This is a genomic window from Burkholderia crassaminum (assembly GCF_964265005.1).
In the GTDB taxonomy this organism is placed as follows: Bacteria; Pseudomonadota; Gammaproteobacteria; order Burkholderiales; family Burkholderiaceae; genus Burkholderia.
Genome location: NZ_OZ183799.1, coordinates 881662 through 898582, shown reverse-complemented (window position 1 = coordinate 898582; position 16921 = coordinate 881662). Strand labels below are relative to the sequence as shown.

At 67.8% G+C, this 16921-nt stretch carries 15 protein-coding genes; 7 read left to right on the top strand and 8 right to left on the bottom strand.

Features of this window, described 5'->3' with window-relative positions:
• The first annotated feature begins 45 nt into the window (after positions 1-45).
• A complete protein-coding gene (locus ACPTTF_RS04105; protein ID WP_059529154.1) occupies positions 46-1260 on the top strand; it encodes an MFS transporter in 1215 nt (404 codons plus the stop codon).
• Positions 1261-1338: 78 nt separating this feature from the next.
• On the opposite strand, the gene ACPTTF_RS04100 is transcribed toward ACPTTF_RS04105, so the two are convergent.
• From ACPTTF_RS04100 to ACPTTF_RS04090, 3 genes are all read right to left on the bottom strand, one after another.
• Positions 1339-1929, bottom strand: coding sequence for an RES family NAD+ phosphorylase (locus ACPTTF_RS04100; protein ID WP_423370343.1), 591 nt, complete (start codon positions 1927-1929; stop codon positions 1339-1341).
• Positions 1930-1944: 15 nt separating this feature from the next.
• A complete protein-coding gene (locus ACPTTF_RS04095; protein ID WP_423370342.1) occupies positions 1945-2616 on the bottom strand; it encodes a hypothetical protein in 672 nt (223 codons plus the stop codon).
• 117 nt (positions 2617-2733) lie between these two features.
• Positions 2734-3624: a DMT family transporter gene (locus ACPTTF_RS04090; protein WP_423370341.1), complete on the bottom strand. Its 891-nt coding sequence runs from the start codon at positions 3622-3624 to the stop codon at positions 2734-2736.
• Positions 3625-3761: 137 nt separating this feature from the next.
• Here ACPTTF_RS04090 and ACPTTF_RS04085 point away from each other — a divergent pair, with 137 nt between their 5' ends.
• Positions 3762-4697 (top strand): helix-turn-helix domain-containing protein, encoded by a 936-nt coding sequence (locus ACPTTF_RS04085; RefSeq protein WP_423370340.1) that lies wholly within the window; start codon positions 3762-3764, stop codon positions 4695-4697.
• A gap of 27 nt (positions 4698-4724) precedes the next feature.
• Here ACPTTF_RS04085 and ACPTTF_RS04080 read toward each other — a convergent pair whose 3' ends face one another.
• The gene (locus tag ACPTTF_RS04080; protein WP_423370339.1) at positions 4725-5936 is read right to left on the bottom strand and encodes a pyridoxal-phosphate-dependent aminotransferase family protein; all 1212 of its coding nucleotides are present in this window, start codon (positions 5934-5936) and stop codon (positions 4725-4727) included.
• Between the two features lie 757 nt (positions 5937-6693).
• Here ACPTTF_RS04080 and ACPTTF_RS04075 point away from each other — a divergent pair.
• From ACPTTF_RS04075 to ACPTTF_RS04055, 5 genes are all read left to right on the top strand, one after another.
• Positions 6694-7677 carry a LysR family transcriptional regulator gene (locus ACPTTF_RS04075; protein WP_423370338.1) on the top strand — a complete coding sequence of 328 codons (984 nt, stop codon included), beginning with the start codon at positions 6694-6696 and terminating at the stop codon, positions 7675-7677.
• A gap of 30 nt (positions 7678-7707) precedes the next feature.
• Positions 7708-8706 carry an NAD(P)-dependent oxidoreductase gene (locus tag ACPTTF_RS04070; protein ID WP_166957010.1) on the top strand — a complete coding sequence of 333 codons (999 nt, stop codon included), beginning with the start codon at positions 7708-7710 and terminating at the stop codon, positions 8704-8706.
• A 180-nt stretch (positions 8707-8886) separates the two neighbouring features.
• Positions 8887-9648 (top strand): 5,6-dimethylbenzimidazole synthase, encoded by a 762-nt coding sequence (gene bluB / locus ACPTTF_RS04065; protein ID WP_166957008.1) that lies wholly within the window; start codon positions 8887-8889, stop codon positions 9646-9648.
• A 238-nt stretch (positions 9649-9886) separates the two neighbouring features.
• On the top strand, positions 9887-11056 hold the full coding sequence (locus ACPTTF_RS04060; RefSeq protein ID WP_423370337.1) for an MFS transporter: 1170 nt from the start codon (positions 9887-9889) through the stop codon (positions 11054-11056).
• Positions 11057-11159: 103 nt separating this feature from the next.
• Positions 11160-12320, top strand: a complete 1161-nt coding sequence (locus ACPTTF_RS04055; RefSeq protein WP_175012663.1) for an MFS transporter — start codon at positions 11160-11162, stop codon at positions 12318-12320.
• Between the two features lie 351 nt (positions 12321-12671).
• Here ACPTTF_RS04055 and fahA read toward each other — a convergent pair whose 3' ends face one another.
• From fahA to ACPTTF_RS04035, 4 genes are read right to left on the bottom strand one after another with little or no spacing between them, the layout of a single operon-like run.
• Complete coding sequence (gene fahA / locus ACPTTF_RS04050; protein WP_423370336.1) at positions 12672-13976, bottom strand: fumarylacetoacetase; 1305 nt, start codon at positions 13974-13976, stop codon at positions 12672-12674.
• Positions 13973-15307 carry a homogentisate 1,2-dioxygenase gene (gene hmgA, locus ACPTTF_RS04045; RefSeq protein ID WP_423370335.1) on the bottom strand — a complete coding sequence of 445 codons (1335 nt, stop codon included), beginning with the start codon at positions 15305-15307 and terminating at the stop codon, positions 13973-13975. The genes fahA and hmgA overlap by 4 nt, the downstream gene beginning before the upstream one ends.
• A gap of 15 nt (positions 15308-15322) precedes the next feature.
• Complete coding sequence (locus ACPTTF_RS04040; RefSeq protein ID WP_423370334.1) at positions 15323-16684, bottom strand: MFS transporter; 1362 nt, start codon at positions 16682-16684, stop codon at positions 15323-15325.
• Positions 16681-16911, bottom strand: a complete 231-nt coding sequence (locus ACPTTF_RS04035; RefSeq protein WP_166956994.1) for a DUF2783 domain-containing protein — start codon at positions 16909-16911, stop codon at positions 16681-16683. The genes ACPTTF_RS04040 and ACPTTF_RS04035 overlap by 4 nt, the downstream gene beginning before the upstream one ends.
• Positions 16912-16921: the final 10 nt, after the last annotated feature.

Genomic DNA, 16921 nt, shown 5'->3' with positions numbered 1-16921 from the left:
CGCCGTCGTCCGTTCCGTAACGTTCCGCTCTTTCGTTCCGACCCCATGTCCACCGATTCCGCCACACCGCCGCGCAGCGGGTTCGCGGTCACGCTGCAAATCGTGTCCGTCGTCTGCTTCACGTTCATCTGCTACCTGACCATCGGCCTGCCGCTCGCGGTGCTGCCGGGTTTCGTCCATGACGACCTCGGCTTTTCCGCGATCGTCGCGGGCGGCGCGATCAGCGTCCAGTATTTCGCGACGCTCGCGTCACGGCCGCTCGCCGGGCGCTTCGCCGATACGCTCGGGCCGAAGCAGACGGTGCTGCGCGGGCTGGTCGGCTGCGGGGTGTCGGGCGTGCTGCTGCTCGTCGCGCTGCTGCTCGCGCACTGGCCGGTCGCGAGCCTCGTGCTGCTGGTCGCGAGCCGGCTCGTGCTCGGCGTCGGTGAGAGCCTGTGCGGCACCGGCGCGATCCTGTGGGGTATCGGCAAGGTCGGCGTCACGCACAACGCGAAGGTGATCTCGTGGAACGGCATCGCAACCTACGGCGCGCTCGCGCTCGGCGCGCCGGTCGGCGTCGCGATCGCGCATACGCTGAATCCGGCGCTGATCGGCGTGATCGTGATCGCACTCGCCGCGACCGGCTTCTATCTCGCGCGCCTGATCGATTCCGTGCCGCTCGTGCACGGCGAACGGATGTCGTATGCGAGCGTGTTCACGCGCGTGCTGCCGCACGGCCTCGGCCTCGCGCTCGGCTCCGCCGGCTTCGGTTCGATCGCGACCTTCGTCACGCTGTACTACGCGGCGCGCCACTGGCCGAACGCCGCACTGTCGCTGACCGTGTTCGGCACGCTGTTCATCGGCGCGCGCCTGCTGTTCGCGAACACGATCAAGACCTACGGCGGCTTCCGCGTCGCGATCGTGTCGTTCGCGTTCGAATGCTCGGGCCTCGTGCTGCTGTGGCTCGCGCCCGTGCCGCACGTCGCGCTCGTCGGCGCCGCGCTGACGGGGTTCGGCTTCGCGCTGATCTTCCCGGCGCTCGGCGTCGAGGCCGTCGCGCTCGTGCCGCCCGCGAGCCGCGGCGCGGCGCTGTCCGCGTACTCGGTGTTCCTCGACCTGTCACTCGGCATCACGGGCCCGCTCGCCGGCTATGTCGCGGGTGCGTTCGGCTATCCGCAGGTGTTCCTGTTCGCGGCGGTGGCGGCCGCCGCGGGCGTCGCGCTGTCGATGGTGCTGTATCAGCGGCAGGCGCGGGTTGCGGGGAGCGGCGCGGCGGCCTGAACGCCCGGGCCGCGAGGAATCGTGCGTGCCCACTCTTCCGTCGGAGGGCCGCCCGTCGGGCGGCCGGCGCTACGCGGCTTAACGCGGCAAGATGTTGAAGTCCCGCAGCACGCGGGCAGCCTCGGCGTGGCGCCGAAACGGAACGGCGCGCTCGAGCTTGAGTTTGGGTTCGGCACGATCGAAGAGTACGAGCGCTTCCGACGTGTTGAGATGACGTGACATATACAGAAAACCGTCCACCCGACGACCATGTCCGTGCACGGCAAGCGACCATTGCTGCGGGATATCGTACGGTACGACGGTCGACAGCGCCCCGTCGCCGCCGAGGTTTTTCAGCGGCAGGCCGTGCAGGACGGCCACCGTCAGCGGCGAGCCGGTGAACGAAAGCACGAAGCGCTCAAGCTCGGTCGTCACGAGCGGGAAGCCACCGACAGCGAGATCCGCAACTTCGTCGTGCAGCACAGTCTCGGCGAACGCGCAGTGCAGGTCGAAACCGAAATAGCAGGTGCCGTACCGGCGCCGCTTGTGCGGGTCGTCGAAACGGTTGCCGCCCGACTTGCCGAAGTATGGCTCGCCCGTCTCGTATCGGGAAACGCGCACCAGCACCGCCGGCGAAATTTCCCGCGTGATCAGCGTCGCATTCGCGAAGTGTTTGCTCGGCTGCCTCAATGTCAAGCGCCCCTCCTAGCGTTCGGCGAACGCCGCTGCGGCACGCTCCACGTCTTCGAGCCGTCCTTGCGACAGCGCTTTCAGCGGCGTGACGTTGCCAAGGGACGCCTTGGGCGCCGTGAAGAATTGCCATTTGCTCCACCCCGGCAAACCACCGAGGCGTTGCGTCACCTTTCCCAGCGTCTTGCGATCGATATCGCCCGTCAGATAAAAGGCCGGGTAGTACTGCACCGCCCCCACGTCGACCGTGAAGATGCGCCCCGACACGACCGCCTTGCTGAGCGCCTGCCGCGTCATGCCGAGCCCTGACCAGAGCGCCGCAGCCGGCAGCAGCGCGCCCTCCGCGACGAGCGTCCGCCGTTCGGCCAGCGCGCGCCGTTCGAAGTCAGCGGCCGCGGCGTCCGCGCGTGGCGCCGGCTTCGGATGCTGCTTCGTGCGGCCGGAAGGTTGCCTGTCGCGGGTGGCAGCGGCGGCGATGCCGAACGTGATCGTGCCCGCCAGATCAACGATCTGGGCGATTCCGACCTTGAACAGATGCCCCAGTTGTTCGTCCGACAACCTCAGCAGCGCGCGGGCCCGCTCGGGGCCGAGCATGGTCGCAGCGCCGACGGCGCTGCGCAGCGCCTCTTCGGTCTCGACATCGAGAATTGCAGCCGCGCTTTCGAGCGCGTGAGCCCGCCTGATCATCATCGCCTCCTTGCACGACCGGAAGGCCAAGGGTAGACCCCATTCGAAACCGAGTCAACCATGACAACCATTTCTGTCAACCGGGCCGGCGGCACCGCACGGCCGTCCGTGCACCCGTCACGCCGTCCGGAGAAACAGCTTCCGCGTCAGGTCGAACGCGACCAGATTCCCGGCCACCACCAGCAGCAGCCCGATCACCGCGAGCGGCGACCACTGGTAGCCCTCGAACACCGTCGACACCGCCAGCGCGACGATCGGGAACAGCACCGTGCAGTACGCGGCACGCTCCGGCCCGATCCGGCCGACGAGGGTCAGGTAGGCGGTAAAAGCGATCACCGAGCCCGGCACGGCCAGGTAGACGAGCGCACCGAGATAGCGCGGGCTCGTGTCGAGCGTGAACGGCAATCCGGCCACTGCGCTGCCGACGGTCAGGATCGTCGCGCCGATCAGCATCGCCCAGCCGTTGGTCGCGAGCGGATGCAGCCCCATCGACTGCATCCGGCTCGACAGCAGGTTGCCGATCGAAAAGCACATCGTGCCCGCGAACGCGATCGCGAGCCCTGTCCAGGTCGCGTGGTCGTCGAGATGGCCGGCCATCTGCTGCCAGAACAGGCACGCGATGCCGGTCAGGCCGAGCAGCGCACCGGCGATCGCCGACGGCCGCAGCGGACGGCCCATGAACAGCCGGCCGTTGATCGAGTTCAACAGCGGCGCGGTCGAGAAGATCACCGCGACAAGGCCGCTCGGCACGACCTGCTCCGCGTAGTAGAAGCACAGGAAGTTCAGGCAGAACAGCGCGAAGCCCTGCGCCAGGAGAAAGCGCCACGCTTCGCGCGGCGGGCGCACCGGCCGGCGCATCACGCGCAGCAGCGCGAACAGCACGGCGGCCGCGAGCCAGAAACGCCATGCGATCGACACGGGCGGCGGCACCGAGCCGAGCTGCCACTTGATCGCGATCCAGGTGGTGCCCCAAATCAGCACGGTGACGAAATAAAGCGACAGGTTCATGGCGGCAACGATCCGGAAAAGCGGGTGAAACGGGATCCCGACTATGCCGCCGTCCGGCGCGCGCCGATTGTCCGGAATTGCGGTCTTTTTCGGGCCGCCGCACGCGGCGCCGCGCCCCCGCTTATACTCGGCCCATCATGAGCCTCTCCCTTTCCGCTCCCCCCGTCGACCACCCCGCCGCCCTGGCCGGAGGCGACCTGCCGTTCGGCCTGCAGTCGGTCTGCCGCACGCTCGCCGACGCGAACGCGACGCTCGAGCGCTTCGCGTGGCTCGGCGACCATCTCGCAATCGCCGAATGGACGCGGATCACCGACGAAAGCGAGACGGTCTACGAGCAGCCGGGCCACCACACGCTGTCGTGCTACCTCGACGGCGGCTACCGGACGGAGCGCCAGCGCGTGCCGCGCTACGGCGCGCCGAGCCTGCTGTGCGCGCTGCCCGGCGACCATGAATCGCGCTGGTGGGTGCGCGGCGAGATGCACTTCATCCACCTGTATTTCCTGCCCGAGCACTTCACGCAGCGCGCGATCCGCGAACTCGACCGCGAGCCGCGCGAGCTGAAGCTCGCCGATCGCACTTACTTCGAGGATGCGCGCGTCGCCTCACTGCTGCGCTCGCTCGCACTGGACGGCTGGGACGATGCCGACGAGCGGCTGCGCGTGAACGAGACCGCACACGAGGTGCTGAGCCTGCTGCTGCGCGGGCAGAGCACGACCCGCACCGACACGTCGTTCCGCGGCGGGCTCGCGCCGGCCGTGCGCCGCCGCGTGCGCGACTACATCGACACGTACCTGACACAGCCGCTGACGCTCGGCGAGCTTGCCGACGTCGCCGCGCTGTCGGAATACCACTTCTCGCGGATGTTCCGGCTGTCGTTCGGCCGGGCGCCGCACGCGTGGGTGGCCGAGCAGCGGCTTGCGCGGGCGCGCGAGCTGCTGCGCACGACGGCGCTGCCGCTCGCGCAGATTGCAGCCGACTGCGGCTACGCGAACGCCGGCCACTTCAGCCATCGCTTTCGCGACGCGCACGGCACGACGCCGAATACGTACCGGCGCGCGATGCAGGGCCGCTGAGCGCGGCCCCTTTCCTCGCTTTCCCGCTTACGCGCCGCGCCGCGACAGCTCCTGTTCAAGCGCCGCGACACCGGCCGGCAGGTCGACCGGCACCTTCAGGTCGACCATCGTGCGGCCGAACGCATGCAGCGTGCGGAACAGGTTGTGTTCGCGGCACTGCTCGCCCATCTGCCCGATCCGCACGATCGGTAACCCGAATGAGCCCGAGATCTCGACCTGGTACTGCTTCGAGATATGTCCGCAGACCATGCCGGGCGTCAGCCCTTCCGGCGTCTCGATCCCGACCACCGAATTCAGCCGGCAGTCTTTCGGCGCATAGAGCTTGAGCCCCATCGACTCGACGCCCGCCTGCAGCGCAAGGGAACAGCGCAGATGGCGCGCGAAGCGGCTTTCGAGCGTCTCCGCGCAGACGAGCCGCAGCGCCTCGTGCAGCGCGAGCACGCCCGACACCGGCGCCGTGTAGTGATAGCCCGCGTTGTGCCAGAAGTTTTCCGCCAGCGCCATATCGAGGCACCAGTGCGTGTTCGGTTCGGCGCGATGCTTCATCCGCTCCCACGCGGCGTCGGAGAACGCGATCAGCGACACGCCCGGGATCGACGACAGCCCCTTCTGGCCACCGGTGATCACCGCGTCGATGCCCCACGCGTCCATCTCGAGCGGCATCGTCGACAGCGTGCACACCGCGTCGACGACGACCAGCGCACCGGCCGCCTTCGCGAGCGCCGCGATGTCGCGCAAATCGCGGTTCCACACCGTGTTCGACGTCTCGCCCTGCACGATCGTGACGATCTCGGGACGCTCGCGCGCGATCGCGTCCGCGATCTCGTCGAGACTCGCGACCGCGCGGTCGGCGACTTCGAGCGTCGCGACGTCGGCGCCGACACGCGTGGCCATCTCGGCCATCCGCGCGCTGAAGAAGCCATTGCGGATCGACAGCACGCGCGTACCGCGCCACGCGAGGTTCGAGATCGCCATTTCCATCGCGGCCGAACCGGGGCCCGCGACGCCGAGCACCCACTTCGTGCGGGTCTGGAACACGTAGCGCGCCATCTCCTTCACCTGCTCGATGATCTTCGCCATCGTCGCGCCGAGGTGGTTGATCACGATCGTGTTCGCCTTCGCGACGGCGGCCGGGATCGGAACCGGGCCGGCCCCCATCATCAGCAGCGGTTCTTCGGGCAGGATCGCGTCGAGCGGCACGACGACGGGACAGGGAATCGGCGAGTAATCGATGGACATGGCTGGTAAAAGGTGAGGAAAGGAGGTGCACGGACGCCCGCCGCGCTGCATGGCGAACTGATCGATCATTCCGCGTTCCGCCGCCTCGCGCAAGAGGCACGCGCGGCCGGACAGCGCAACGGTGGCCCGGTCGCCTGACCGGGCCAGCCAGCGGTGCGCGGGCCGCACGCCAGTCATCCGGATTGGAAAACGATTGCGGTCCAGGTTGTGAAACGGTTCCATTCGTGCGTCAAGCGCACGATTTTCTCCGTCAATAACACCGCGATTCGTCGACACCGCCGGTTCAACCCGGCTTCTGCATCGAACGAAATAGACCGGATCGGCGATATAAATCACGGCATGGAATCCGGCACGCAATATTCGCGCGCCGTCAAAAAAACATCCATTATTTTTGCATGTATTAGGGTACGCTTCCTGCAAATACCGGAACAGGCTCGCTCGAATAGCTAACAACCTATTGATTAGTATAGGAAATACTCAAATCCACCATACTTGCCAGAATACCCTGCCGTCTTTGAACGGCAGGCATGCGAGACAACGTAGCGTTTAACGCGTTACTCCCGATTTCGATTTTCCGCAACCCGCCCCTTTTCTCAGGTTGACGGATATCGCTTCTGTATTGAACAATCATCTGCGGAATCGAAAAAAACGAATTTTCGATACGAGGGAAAACTGGGTGCCGCGTGATGCGCTTTCGGTGTTGCGCGGCGAAAAAACACAACCATAATCAATCAACCGGGCCAGAAATACGCAAGCCATGAACCAGATTCAGACCATGCGTGTATTCGTCTGCGTCGCCGAGCAGCAGAGCTTCCGGCGCGCGGCGCACCATCTCGGCGTGTCCAATGCACTCGTCACGCGTTCGATCGCGATGCTCGAGGGCCACCTGAACACACGGCTGATCCACCGCACCACGCGCAACCTGTCGCTCACCGAGGCCGGCGTACGCTACCTCGACGGGTGTCGCGCGCTGCTCGAGGAATTCGACCACCTCGAATCGTCCGTCGCGCATGCCGTGCGCGAACCGGCCGGCACACTGCGCGTCGTCGCGTCGGGCCTGCTGTCGCCGCTTGCGCTGACGCCGCTCGTCAGCAGCTTCCGGCACCGCTACCCCGAGTTGCGCGTGCAGCTGACCGTCGCCGAGGGGCCGATCGACGTGCTCGATTCCGGTTACGACGTCGGCATCGTCACGGGCAACCGGCTCGACGGCAACCCGGCACTGATCGGCCACGCGCTCGCGCCGAACCCGTTCGTCGCGTGCGCGGCGCCGGCCTATCTCGAGCGACGCGGCGAGCCGCGCGAGCCCGACGACCTGCCGGGCCACGACTGGGTCACGCTCGCCCCACACCAGCATGCGCCCGCGTGGCAACTGGTCGGCCACGACGGCGTCGCGCATTCCGTCACGGTGCGCCCGGCCTGCACGGTCAACCAGCTCGCGCTCGTCCAGGCGGCCGCCGTCTCCGGCGCCGGCATCGCGGTGCTGCCCGAGCCGTGCGTCGCCGACGCGCTCGCCCGAGGCACGCTCGTACGGCTGATGGCCGGCTACCGGATCGACGATTCCGACACGCAACTGTCGCTCGTCTACCCGAATCGCCAGTACGTGCCGGCCCGGACGCGCAGCTTCGTCGAGCACGCCCTCGACCACTTCAGTGCGCAGCCGGCCCGCGAACGGACCGACTACGGCTTCCTGCGGCCGTCGCGCGGGCCCGACCGCTCCGACATCGTCACGGGCCTGCAGTAAACTGCGCGCGTCAGCCTTCGGAGGTGCAGCGTGCGCGTGATCCTGTTCAGCAGCCGGCAGTACGACGACGATTCGTTTGCAGCCGCCAACCGGCAGTTCGGCTATCGGCTGCACTTCCAGCCATCGCACCTCGACGCGGAAACCGCGATCCTCGCGCATGGCTATGACGTCGTCTGCCCGTTCGTCAACGACACCGTCGATGCGGCGGTGCTCGAACGGCTGGCTGACGGCGGTACGCGCCTGATCGCGCTGCGCTCGGCGGGCTTCAACCACGTCGACCTCGCCGCCGCCGAACGGCTCGGCATCACGGTCGTGCGCGTGCCCGCGTATTCGCCGCACGCGGTCGCCGAGCACGCGGTCGCACTGATCCTCGCGCTCAATCGCCGGCTGCCGCGCGCCGTCGCGCGCACCCGCGAAGGCGACTTCTCGCTGAACGGCCTGCTCGGCTTCGACCTGCACGGCAAGACCGTCGGCGTGATCGGCACCGGCATCATCGGCAGCGTGTTCGCGAAGATCATGATGGGCTTCGGGATGCATGTGCTCGCGCACTCGCTGCCGCCGCACAACGACGAGCTGATCGCGTTCGGCGCACGCTATGTCGAGCTGGACGAGCTGCTGCACCACGCCGACATCGTCAGCCTGCACTGCCCGCTGCTGCCGTCGACGCACCATCTGATCAACGAACGGACGCTCGCGCGGATGAAGCACGGCGCGATGCTGATCAACACCGGGCGCGGCGGCCTCGTCGATGCGCAGGCGCTGGTCGATGCGCTCAAGAGCGGCCAGCTCGGCCATCTCGGGCTCGACGTGTACGAAGAGGAAAGCGGGCTCTTCTTCGAGGATCACTCCGACCTGCCGCTGCAGGACGACGTGCTCGCGCGCCTGCTGACGTTCCCGAACGTGATCGTCACGTCGCACCAGGCGTTCTTCACGCGCGAAGCGCTGGCCGAGATCGCGCACACGACGCTGCTGAACATCGAGGCATGGCATGCGGGCGCACCGCAGAACGTCGTGACGGCGAATCGCTGAAAAATCGACGAAAACGGCTCATTTGACGGTTTCCGACGCGACCGCAATCGTTTGCTTTTGGTGATCGCTGCCATTCGAGTCCGTTTAATCAACAATTTCGTTCTTTGTTTCGACTGATGTAACGATTCCCGCGCGCCGTCTGCTATCGTTGCGCCGACGTTACCCCGCCCCCTTCCGTTCATGCGTTTCGACGACTCCGACATCGCCGCCGTCTACCGTGCCATTTTCGAACGGCGCGACATGCGCCACTTCACGCCGGCGCCCGTCGATCCTGCCGTGCTCGCGCGCCTGCTGCGCGCGGCGCATCACGCGCCGAGCGTCGGCTTCATGCAGCCGTGGCGCTTCATCCGCATCACCGATCCCGCGCTGCGCACCGCGATCCACGCGCTGGTCGAGGCGGAGCGCCGCGCAACCGCCGACGCGCTTGGCGAGCGCCAGGACGAATTCATGCGGCTGAAGGTCGAAGGCGTACGCGAATGCGGTGAACTGCTGGTCGTGGCGCTCGCCGACGGCCGCGAGCGCCACGTGTTCGGCCGCCGCACGCTGCCGGAAATGGATCTCGCGTCCGCCGCGTGCGCGATCCAGAACATGTGGCTCGCGGCCCGCGCGGAAGGGCTCGGGATGGGCTGGGTATCGTTGTTCGACGTCGATGCGCTGCGCACGCTGCTGCGGATGCCCGACGGCGCGAAGCCGATCGCCGTGCTGTGCGTCGGGCACGTCGACGCGTTCTATGCGAAGCCGATGCTGGAGCAGGAGCGCTGGGCCGCGCGGATGCCGATCGAGGCATGCCTGTCCGAGAACGGCTGGGACGATCCGGCTTCGATCGATGCCGCCGGCGCGCCTTCGTCGCGCGCGGACGCGGCAGCGGACACCGGCGCTGATGCCGACGCGGCAAGCACGTCGACCACCGGCGTCGACGGCTCCCCCGAACGCATCGCCTGACGCTCACGCCGTCGCCGGCATCGTTCCGGCCCCGGTGAATTCACCCGCGCAAACCCCGCCGAATCCCACACTGTGAGCTTCACGCGCGCTGCCCCGTCGCACGCCGGCAACATCCGTTTTGGCCCCAAGCATAGGGGTTTTCACTGAAGTAGAATCGCGGCTGTCGTTCGCCTTACCGTCCGCCCGTCCCGCGCATCCTGCGCCAGCCCGAGCGGCGGCTTTTCCCGAGCCTACCGCGATGCCCTTACCTCTTTTCGCCCTCGCCGTCGCCGCATTTGGAATCGGTACCACCGAATTCGTGATCATGGGGCTGCTGCCCAATGTCGCGCGCGATCTCGGCGTGTCGATCCCGGCCGCCGGGATGCTCGTGTCGGGCTACGCGCTCGGCGTGACGATCGGTGCACCGATCCTCGCGATCGTCACCGCGAAGATGCCGCGCAAGCGCGCGCTGATGGGCCTGATCGGGTTGTTCATCGCGGGCAACCTGTTCTGCGCGATCGCACCGGGTTATGCGGTGCTGATGGCCGCGCGCGTCGTCACCGCGTTCTGCCACGGCGCGTTCTTCGGGATCGGCTCGGTGGTCGCGAGCAATCTCGTCGCGCCGAACCGTCGCGCGCAGGCGATCGCACTGATGTTCACCGGCCTCACCCTCGCGAATGTGCTCGGCGTACCGCTCGGCACCGCGCTCGGCCAGGCGTTCGGCTGGCGCGCGACGTTCTGGGCCGTCACCGGCATCGGCATCGCCGCGGCCGCCGCGCTCGCCGTCTGCCTGCCGAAGAATCTCGCGATGCCCGACACCAGCATCACGCGCGAATTCAGCGTGCTGAAGCACCCGCAGGTGCTGATGGTGCTCGGCATCAGCGTGCTCGCATCGGCCAGCCTGTTCAGCGTGTTCACGTACATCACGCCGATCCTCGAGGACGTAACCGGTTTCTCGCCGCGCCAGGTCACCTACGTGCTGCTGCTGTTCGGCCTCGGGCTGACGGTCGGCGGCACGCTCGGCGGCAAGCTCGCCGACTGGCGCCGGATGCCGTCGCTGATCGCGACGCTCGCGCTGATCGGCGTGGTCCTCGCGCTGTTCGCGGGCACGATGCACCTGCCGTTCGCCGCGCTCGCCACGATCTTCGTGTGGGGCATCCTCGCGTTCGCGATCGTGCCGCCGCTGCAGATCCTGATCGTCGACCGCGCAAGCGACGCGCCGAACCTCGCCTCGACGCTGAACCAGGGCGCGTTCAACCTCGGCAACGCGACCGGTGCGTGGCTCGGCGGGATGGCGATCGGCTCCGGCGTGTCGCTCGTGAACCTGCCGTGGGTCGGCGTCGCGATGGCCGTCGCAGCGCTCGCGCTCACGCTGTGGTCCGCGGCACTCGAACGCCGCCCGGTGGCCGCGCCGACCGAGTACGTGTAACGCCACCCCGCGCGCATTCGTTGCGCGCGCAACTCGAGCAACCCCACTCGGACCTGATGGCCTTCATGGACCTTTCAAGGTCCGCGGTGTAGCATCCCGGCCGATGAAAGCCATTCTCAATCGTGATTTCCTTGCGCTGATCCTGAGCGTCGCGGTCGTCGGCCTAGGCACCGGCGCCACGCTGCCGCTCACCGCGCTCGCGCTGACCGAGGCCGGCCACGGCACCAACGTCGTCGGCATGCTGACGGCCGCACAAGCCCTCGGCGGCCTCGCGATCGTCCCGTTCGTCACTGCGCTCGCGCGCCACATCGGCTCGCGCCGCGCGATCGTCGTATCGGTCGTGCTGCTCGCGGCGGCCACCGCACTGATGCAGTTCACGTCGAACCTGATCCTGTGGGGCGTGCTGCGCGTGCTGTGCGGCGCCGCGCTGATGCTGCTGTTCACGATCGGCGAGGCGTGGGTCAACCAGCTCGCCGACGATTCGACCCGCGGCCGCGTGGTCGCGATCTACGCGACCAATTTCACGCTGTTCCAGATGGCGGGGCCCGTGCTCGTGAGCCAGATCGCCGGTGCGACGAGCATCCGCTTCGCGCTGTGCGGCGCGTTGTTCCTGCTCGCGCTGCCGACGCTCGCGACGATCCGGCGCGCGCCGCTCGCCGGCGACGACGCGCATCACGAAGCGCACGGCCGCTGGCTCGATATCCTGCCGCGCATGCCTGCGCTGATCATCGGCACCGGATTCTTCGCGCTGTTCGATACGCTCGCGCTGTCGCTGCTGCCGCTCTACGCGATGGATCACGGCGTCGCGAGCGCGACCGCCGTGCTGCTCGCGTCGATCATGCTGTTCGGCGATACCGCGATGCAGTTCCCGATCGGCTGGCTCGCGGACAAGCTCGGCCGCGAACGCGTGCACCTCGGCGCGGGCTGGATCGTGCTGGCCGGCCTGCCGCTGCTGCCGTTCGTGATCGCGAACCCGTGGTTGTGCTGGCCGCTGCTGTTCGTGCTCGGCGCGGCGGCCGGCAGCATCTACACGCTGTCGCTCGTCGCGTGCGGCGAACGCTTCCGCGGTGCGGCGCTCGTCACCGCGAGCTCGCTCGTGTCGGCGTCGTGGAGCGCCGCGAGCTTCGGCGGCCCGCTGGTCGCCGGTGCGTTGATGGAGCAACTGGGCAGCAACGCGCTGGTCGGCGTGCTGGTCGTCTGTGTCGCCGCGTTCGTCGCGGCCGCGCTGTGGGAACGACGCGCCGCGTTGCAACGCGCGGTCTGACATCGACGCTGTCGATGTCGATGTCGATGTCGATGTCGATGTCGATGTCGATGTCGATGTCGATGTCGATGTCGATGTCGATGGCGATGGCGATGGCGATGGCGATAGCGATAGCGATAGCGCAGACGCAGTCGCAGTCGCAGACGCAGTCGCAGACGCAGTCGCAGTCGCAGACGCAGACGCAGACGCAGACGCAGACGCAGACGCAGACGCAGACATTAAAAATCGTACACCGCGTCACACATCTGCACACCCGCGCTGCCGCCCCCGGCCGGCCAAACAAAAACGGCCTGCGCAATGCGGGCCGCCCAGTCCTTCCAGACCACGTGTTACGCGTCGCGCTGCAATCCGTCACGCGCTCCGCGCCGGCAGGATCTTGCCGGCACACGCGCCGAAGCCGACACGATAGCCGTCGCCCTGGCACCAGCCCGCGAGGGTGAGCTCATCGCCGTCCTCGATGAACGTGCGGCTGCCGCCACCATTCAGCGCAACCGGTTCCTTGCCGTTCCACGTCAGTTCGAGCAGGCTGCCGAACGAATCCTTCGTCGGCCCGCTGATCGTGCCCGAACCCATCAGGTCGCCCACGCGCGTATTGCACCCGGCAACCGTGTGATGCGCGAGCTGCTGCGCCATCGTCCAGTACATGTGCTTGAAATTCGTGCGGCAGATCGACGTCGCCTGCTCCGCCCCTTCCTCGCGCAGCGTCACTTCGAGCGCGATGTCGAACGCATGCTTGCCCGCATGCTGCAGATACGCGAGCGGCTGCGGCGATTGCTCGGGCTGCGCGGTGCGGAACGGTTCGAGCGCGTCGAGCGTGACGATCCACGGCGAGATCGTCGTCGCGAAGGTCTTCGCGTTGAACGGGCCGAGCGGCACGTATTCCCACTGCTGGATGTCGCGCGCGCTCCAGTCGTTCAGCAGCACCATCCCGAAGATGTGCGCTTCGGCATCTTCGCACGCGATCGGCTCGCCGAGCGCGTTGCCGCGGCCGACGATGAAGCCCGTCTCCAGTTCGATGTCGAGCTTGCGGCACGCGCCGAACACCGGACGCTCCTGGTCGGGCAGCTTCAACTGGCCGTTCGGGCGCCGCACCGGCGTGCCGCTCACGACCACCGACGACGCGCGGCCGTTGTAGCCGATCGGCATCTCCGACCAGTTCGGCAGCAGTGCATTCTTCGGATCACGGAACATCGAACCGACGTTGGTCGCATGCTCCTTCGACGAATAGAAATCGGTGTAGCCGGGAATCTCGACCGGCAGGTGCAGCGTTGCGTCGCGCTGCGCGACGAGCACTTGCGCGCGCAGCGCCGCGTCATCGCGCAACCGTGCGTTGTCGCCCGAGAACAGGTTCGACAGCTGCACACGCACACTGCGCCATGCGTCGCGGCCGAGCTCGATGAACACGTTGAGCGTCGGCGCGGCGAACACGTCGGCGCCCGCCGGCAGCGTCACGAGGCCCGCGCGCGCGAGCGCCGCGAGATCGACGATCTGGTCGCCGAGCGCCACGCCTGCGCGGTGCGCCGTCTGCTTCGCATCGCTGAAGATCCCGAACGGCAGGTTCTGGATCGGGAAATCGCAGGCGGGATCGTTTGCCGTCTCGACCCAGCTCTTGCGGGCCGGGTCGAGCGTCGCGCGCCAGTCTTGGATGTCGCTCATTTTTGCTCCGGATTGAAGTGTTTCTTGATGCCTTGCCAGCATTCGAAGTAGTCCGCCTGCAGCTGCGCGGTGTCGAGCGCGTAGCGCGTCGGCCGGATCAGCGTGCGGGTTTCGAACATGAATGCCATCGTCGCGTCGACCTTGTGCGGCTTCGTCGTGTCGCTCGCGGACGCCTTCTCGAACGTGTCCGCGTCGGGCCCGTGGCCCGACATGCAGTTGTGCAGGCTCGCGCCGCCCGGCACGAAGCCTTCGGCCTTCGCGTCGTACGCGCCGTGCACGAGCCCCATGAACTCGCTCGCGACGTTACGGTGGAACCAGGGCGGGCGGAACGTGTCTTCGGCCGCGAGCCAGCGCGGCGGGAAGATCACGAAGTCGATCGTGTCGACGCCCGGCGTGTCGCTCTGCGACTGCAGCACGAGGAAAATCGACGGATCGGGATGGTCGTAGCTGATCGAGCCGATCGTGTTGAACAGGCGCAGGTCGTATTTGTACGGTGCGTAGTTGCCATGCCACGCGACGACGTCGAGCGGCGAATGGCCGATGTCCGCGCGCCACAGCCGGCCGTTCAGCTTCGCGATCAGCTCGAACGCGCCTTCGCGGTCTTCGTATGCGGCCTGAGGCGTCAGGAAGTCGCGCGGGTTCGCGAGACCGTTCGAGCCGATCGGGCCGAGATCCGGCAGGCGCAGCTGCGCGCCGAAGTTTTCGCAGATGTAGCCGCGCGCGTCGCCGTCCGGCAGCGCGACGGAAAAACGCACGCCGCGCGGGATTACCGCGATCTCGAACGGCTCGACGTCGAGCCGACCGAATTCGGTCGCGATGAACAGGCGCCCCTGCTGCGGCACGATCAGCAGTTCGCCGTCCGCGCTGTAGAAGAAGCGGTCCTGCATCGAGCGGTTCGCTGCGTACAGGTGGATCGCGCAGCCGTTCATCGCGGCGGCCGAGCCGTTGCCGGCCATCGTCACCAGCCCGTCGACGAAATCGGTCGGCTCGACCGGCATCGGCAGCGGATCCCAGCGCAACTGGTTCGGCGGCGTCGGCGGCACGTCGGCCGAGTCGCCGAATTCCGACACGAGCCGCTGCGGGCCCGCGTACGGTTCGAACGGCCGGTGCACCGCCGCCGGGCGGATGCGATACAGCCACGAGCGGCGGTTGTGGCCACGCGGTGCGGTAAACGCGGTGCCCGACAGTTGCTCCGCATACAGCCCGTACGGTGCGCGCTGTGGCGAGTTGCGACCGTGCGGCAGCGCGCCGGGCAGTGCCTCGGTCGCGAATTCGTTCGCGAAACCGCTCAGGTAGCCGGCGGTTGCCGGTTTCGACAGGTCAAGCGTCATCGTTTCCTTTCTCCATCAATTCAAGGCGGCGTTCGGCGCCTGCGCGCCGCTGCGTCGCGTTACGCCCGCCAGACCAAGGACGAACAGCGCCGAGCACAGCACCGGCACCGCGGCCGCGTGGAACAGCGCGCCGTTCGACCAGTTGAGCGCAATCAGCTGCCCGCCGACGAGCGGCCCGAGCACCGAGCCGATCCGGCCGATGCCGAGGCTCCAGCCGATGCCCGTCGAGCGCAGCGACGTCGGGTAATACTGGCCCGCCAGCGCGTTCACGGCCGGCTGCCCGCCGACCACGCAGAACCCGCCCGCGAACACGACCACCAGCAGCCACGGCAGCGCATGCGCAACCGAGCCGATCAGCCCCACCGACACGGCTGCGCACGCGAAGCACACGAACAGCACGCGCACGAAGCCGTAACGTTCGATGAACCAGCCGAGCGACAGCGTGCCGATCACGCCGCCCGTCTGCAGCACGGTGCCGACAATCACCGCCGTGCCAGGCGAATAGCCGGCATCGCGCATCACGGTCGGCAGCCAGTTCGACAGGAAGTACAGATCGATCAGGTTCATGAAGCTGATCGCCCACAGCAGCAGCGTGACCGGCAGGCGGCCATGGCTGAACAGCTCGGCGACCGGCGCGCCGGTCGCGGCCCGTTCGCGCACGACGAGCCGCGTGTTCGCATCGATGCCCGCCTGCGGCGCGAAGCGCACGAGCCAGTCGCGAGCCTGCGCGACGCGCCCTTTCAGCACCAGGAACTGCAGCGATTCGGGCAGCCGCGCGACCATCGCGATCGTGAGCACAAGCGGCACCGCGCCGCCGACGAAGAACACCGAACGCCAGCCGAGCGCCGGAATCAGCGCGGCACTGATGAAGCCGCCGAGCGCCGCGCCGAGCGTGAAGCCGCACGACACGATCATCATCCGCTTCACGCGATGCGTGGCCGGGCTGAACTCGCCGACCAGCGCCATCGCGTTCGGCATGATGCAGCCGAGGCCGAGGCCCGTGACGAAGCGCAGCGCCATCAGCACCGGGATCGAACCCGCGAACGGCGTCGCGAGCATCGTTACCGCGAAGAACAGCGTCGAGCCGATCAGCACCGGGCGCCGCCCGATCCGGTCGGCCAGCACCGACAGCCCGAGCGCGCCGAGCAGCATCCCGAACAGGCTCGCGCTGAACACCGGGCCGAGCGCCTGCTTCGGCACGCCCCATTCCGCGATCACGCTCGGCGCGACATAGCCCATCGCCTGCGCATCGAACCCGTCGATCACGAGGCACAGCCCGCACAACACGAGCAGCATCCAGTGAAAGCCCGGGTTGCGGGTCTCGTCGATCACGCGCTCGACTTCGAGCACGCGCGCGTCGGCCGGCGCCGCGCTCATTGCGCGCCCCCGGTGGCCGGATGCACGGGCGGCGTCACGCCCTGGCGCGCGAGCGCCATCGCGTCGCGCAGCACGTCGGCGTCGCCGATCTGGTTCGCGAGCAGCAGGATCAGCTTCGCGTTGACGAGCTGGCTGTCGGCGTCGGACAGGTCGCGATGCATGTCGATCAGCGCTTCGTAGAACGCGTCCGGGTCAGCCAGGCGCGGGCGGGTGTCGAGTGAGGGCATGACGGGGTCT

Excerpts from the sequence above, each read along its gene's own strand:
- fahA (WP_423370336.1), bottom strand. The coding sequence starts at position 13,976 with ATGAGCGACATCCAAGACTGGCGCGCGACGCTCGACCCGGCCCGCAAG.
- ACPTTF_RS04090 (WP_423370341.1), bottom strand. The coding sequence starts at position 3,624 with ATGAACCTGTCGCTTTATTTCGTCACCGTGCTGATTTGGGGCACCACC.
- bluB (WP_166957008.1), top strand. The coding sequence starts at position 8,887 with ATGCGTTTCGACGACTCCGACATCGCCGCCGTCTACCGTGCCATTTTC.
- ACPTTF_RS04105 (WP_059529154.1), top strand. The coding sequence starts at position 46 with ATGTCCACCGATTCCGCCACACCGCCGCGCAGCGGGTTCGCGGTCACG.
- ACPTTF_RS04080 (WP_423370339.1), bottom strand. The coding sequence starts at position 5,936 with ATGTCCATCGATTACTCGCCGATTCCCTGTCCCGTCGTCGTGCCGCTC.
- ACPTTF_RS04040 (WP_423370334.1), bottom strand. The coding sequence starts at position 16,684 with ATGAGCGCGGCGCCGGCCGACGCGCGCGTGCTCGAAGTCGAGCGCGTG.
- ACPTTF_RS04060 (WP_423370337.1), top strand. The coding sequence starts at position 9,887 with ATGCCCTTACCTCTTTTCGCCCTCGCCGTCGCCGCATTTGGAATCGGT.
- hmgA (WP_423370335.1), bottom strand. The coding sequence starts at position 15,307 with ATGACGCTTGACCTGTCGAAACCGGCAACCGCCGGCTACCTGAGCGGT.
- ACPTTF_RS04095 (WP_423370342.1), bottom strand. The coding sequence starts at position 2,616 with ATGATCAGGCGGGCTCACGCGCTCGAAAGCGCGGCTGCAATTCTCGAT.
- ACPTTF_RS04075 (WP_423370338.1), top strand. The coding sequence starts at position 6,694 with ATGAACCAGATTCAGACCATGCGTGTATTCGTCTGCGTCGCCGAGCAG.
- ACPTTF_RS04055 (WP_175012663.1), top strand. The coding sequence starts at position 11,160 with ATGAAAGCCATTCTCAATCGTGATTTCCTTGCGCTGATCCTGAGCGTC.
- ACPTTF_RS04035 (WP_166956994.1), bottom strand. The coding sequence starts at position 16,911 with ATGCCCTCACTCGACACCCGCCCGCGCCTGGCTGACCCGGACGCGTTC.
- ACPTTF_RS04085 (WP_423370340.1), top strand. The coding sequence starts at position 3,762 with ATGAGCCTCTCCCTTTCCGCTCCCCCCGTCGACCACCCCGCCGCCCTG.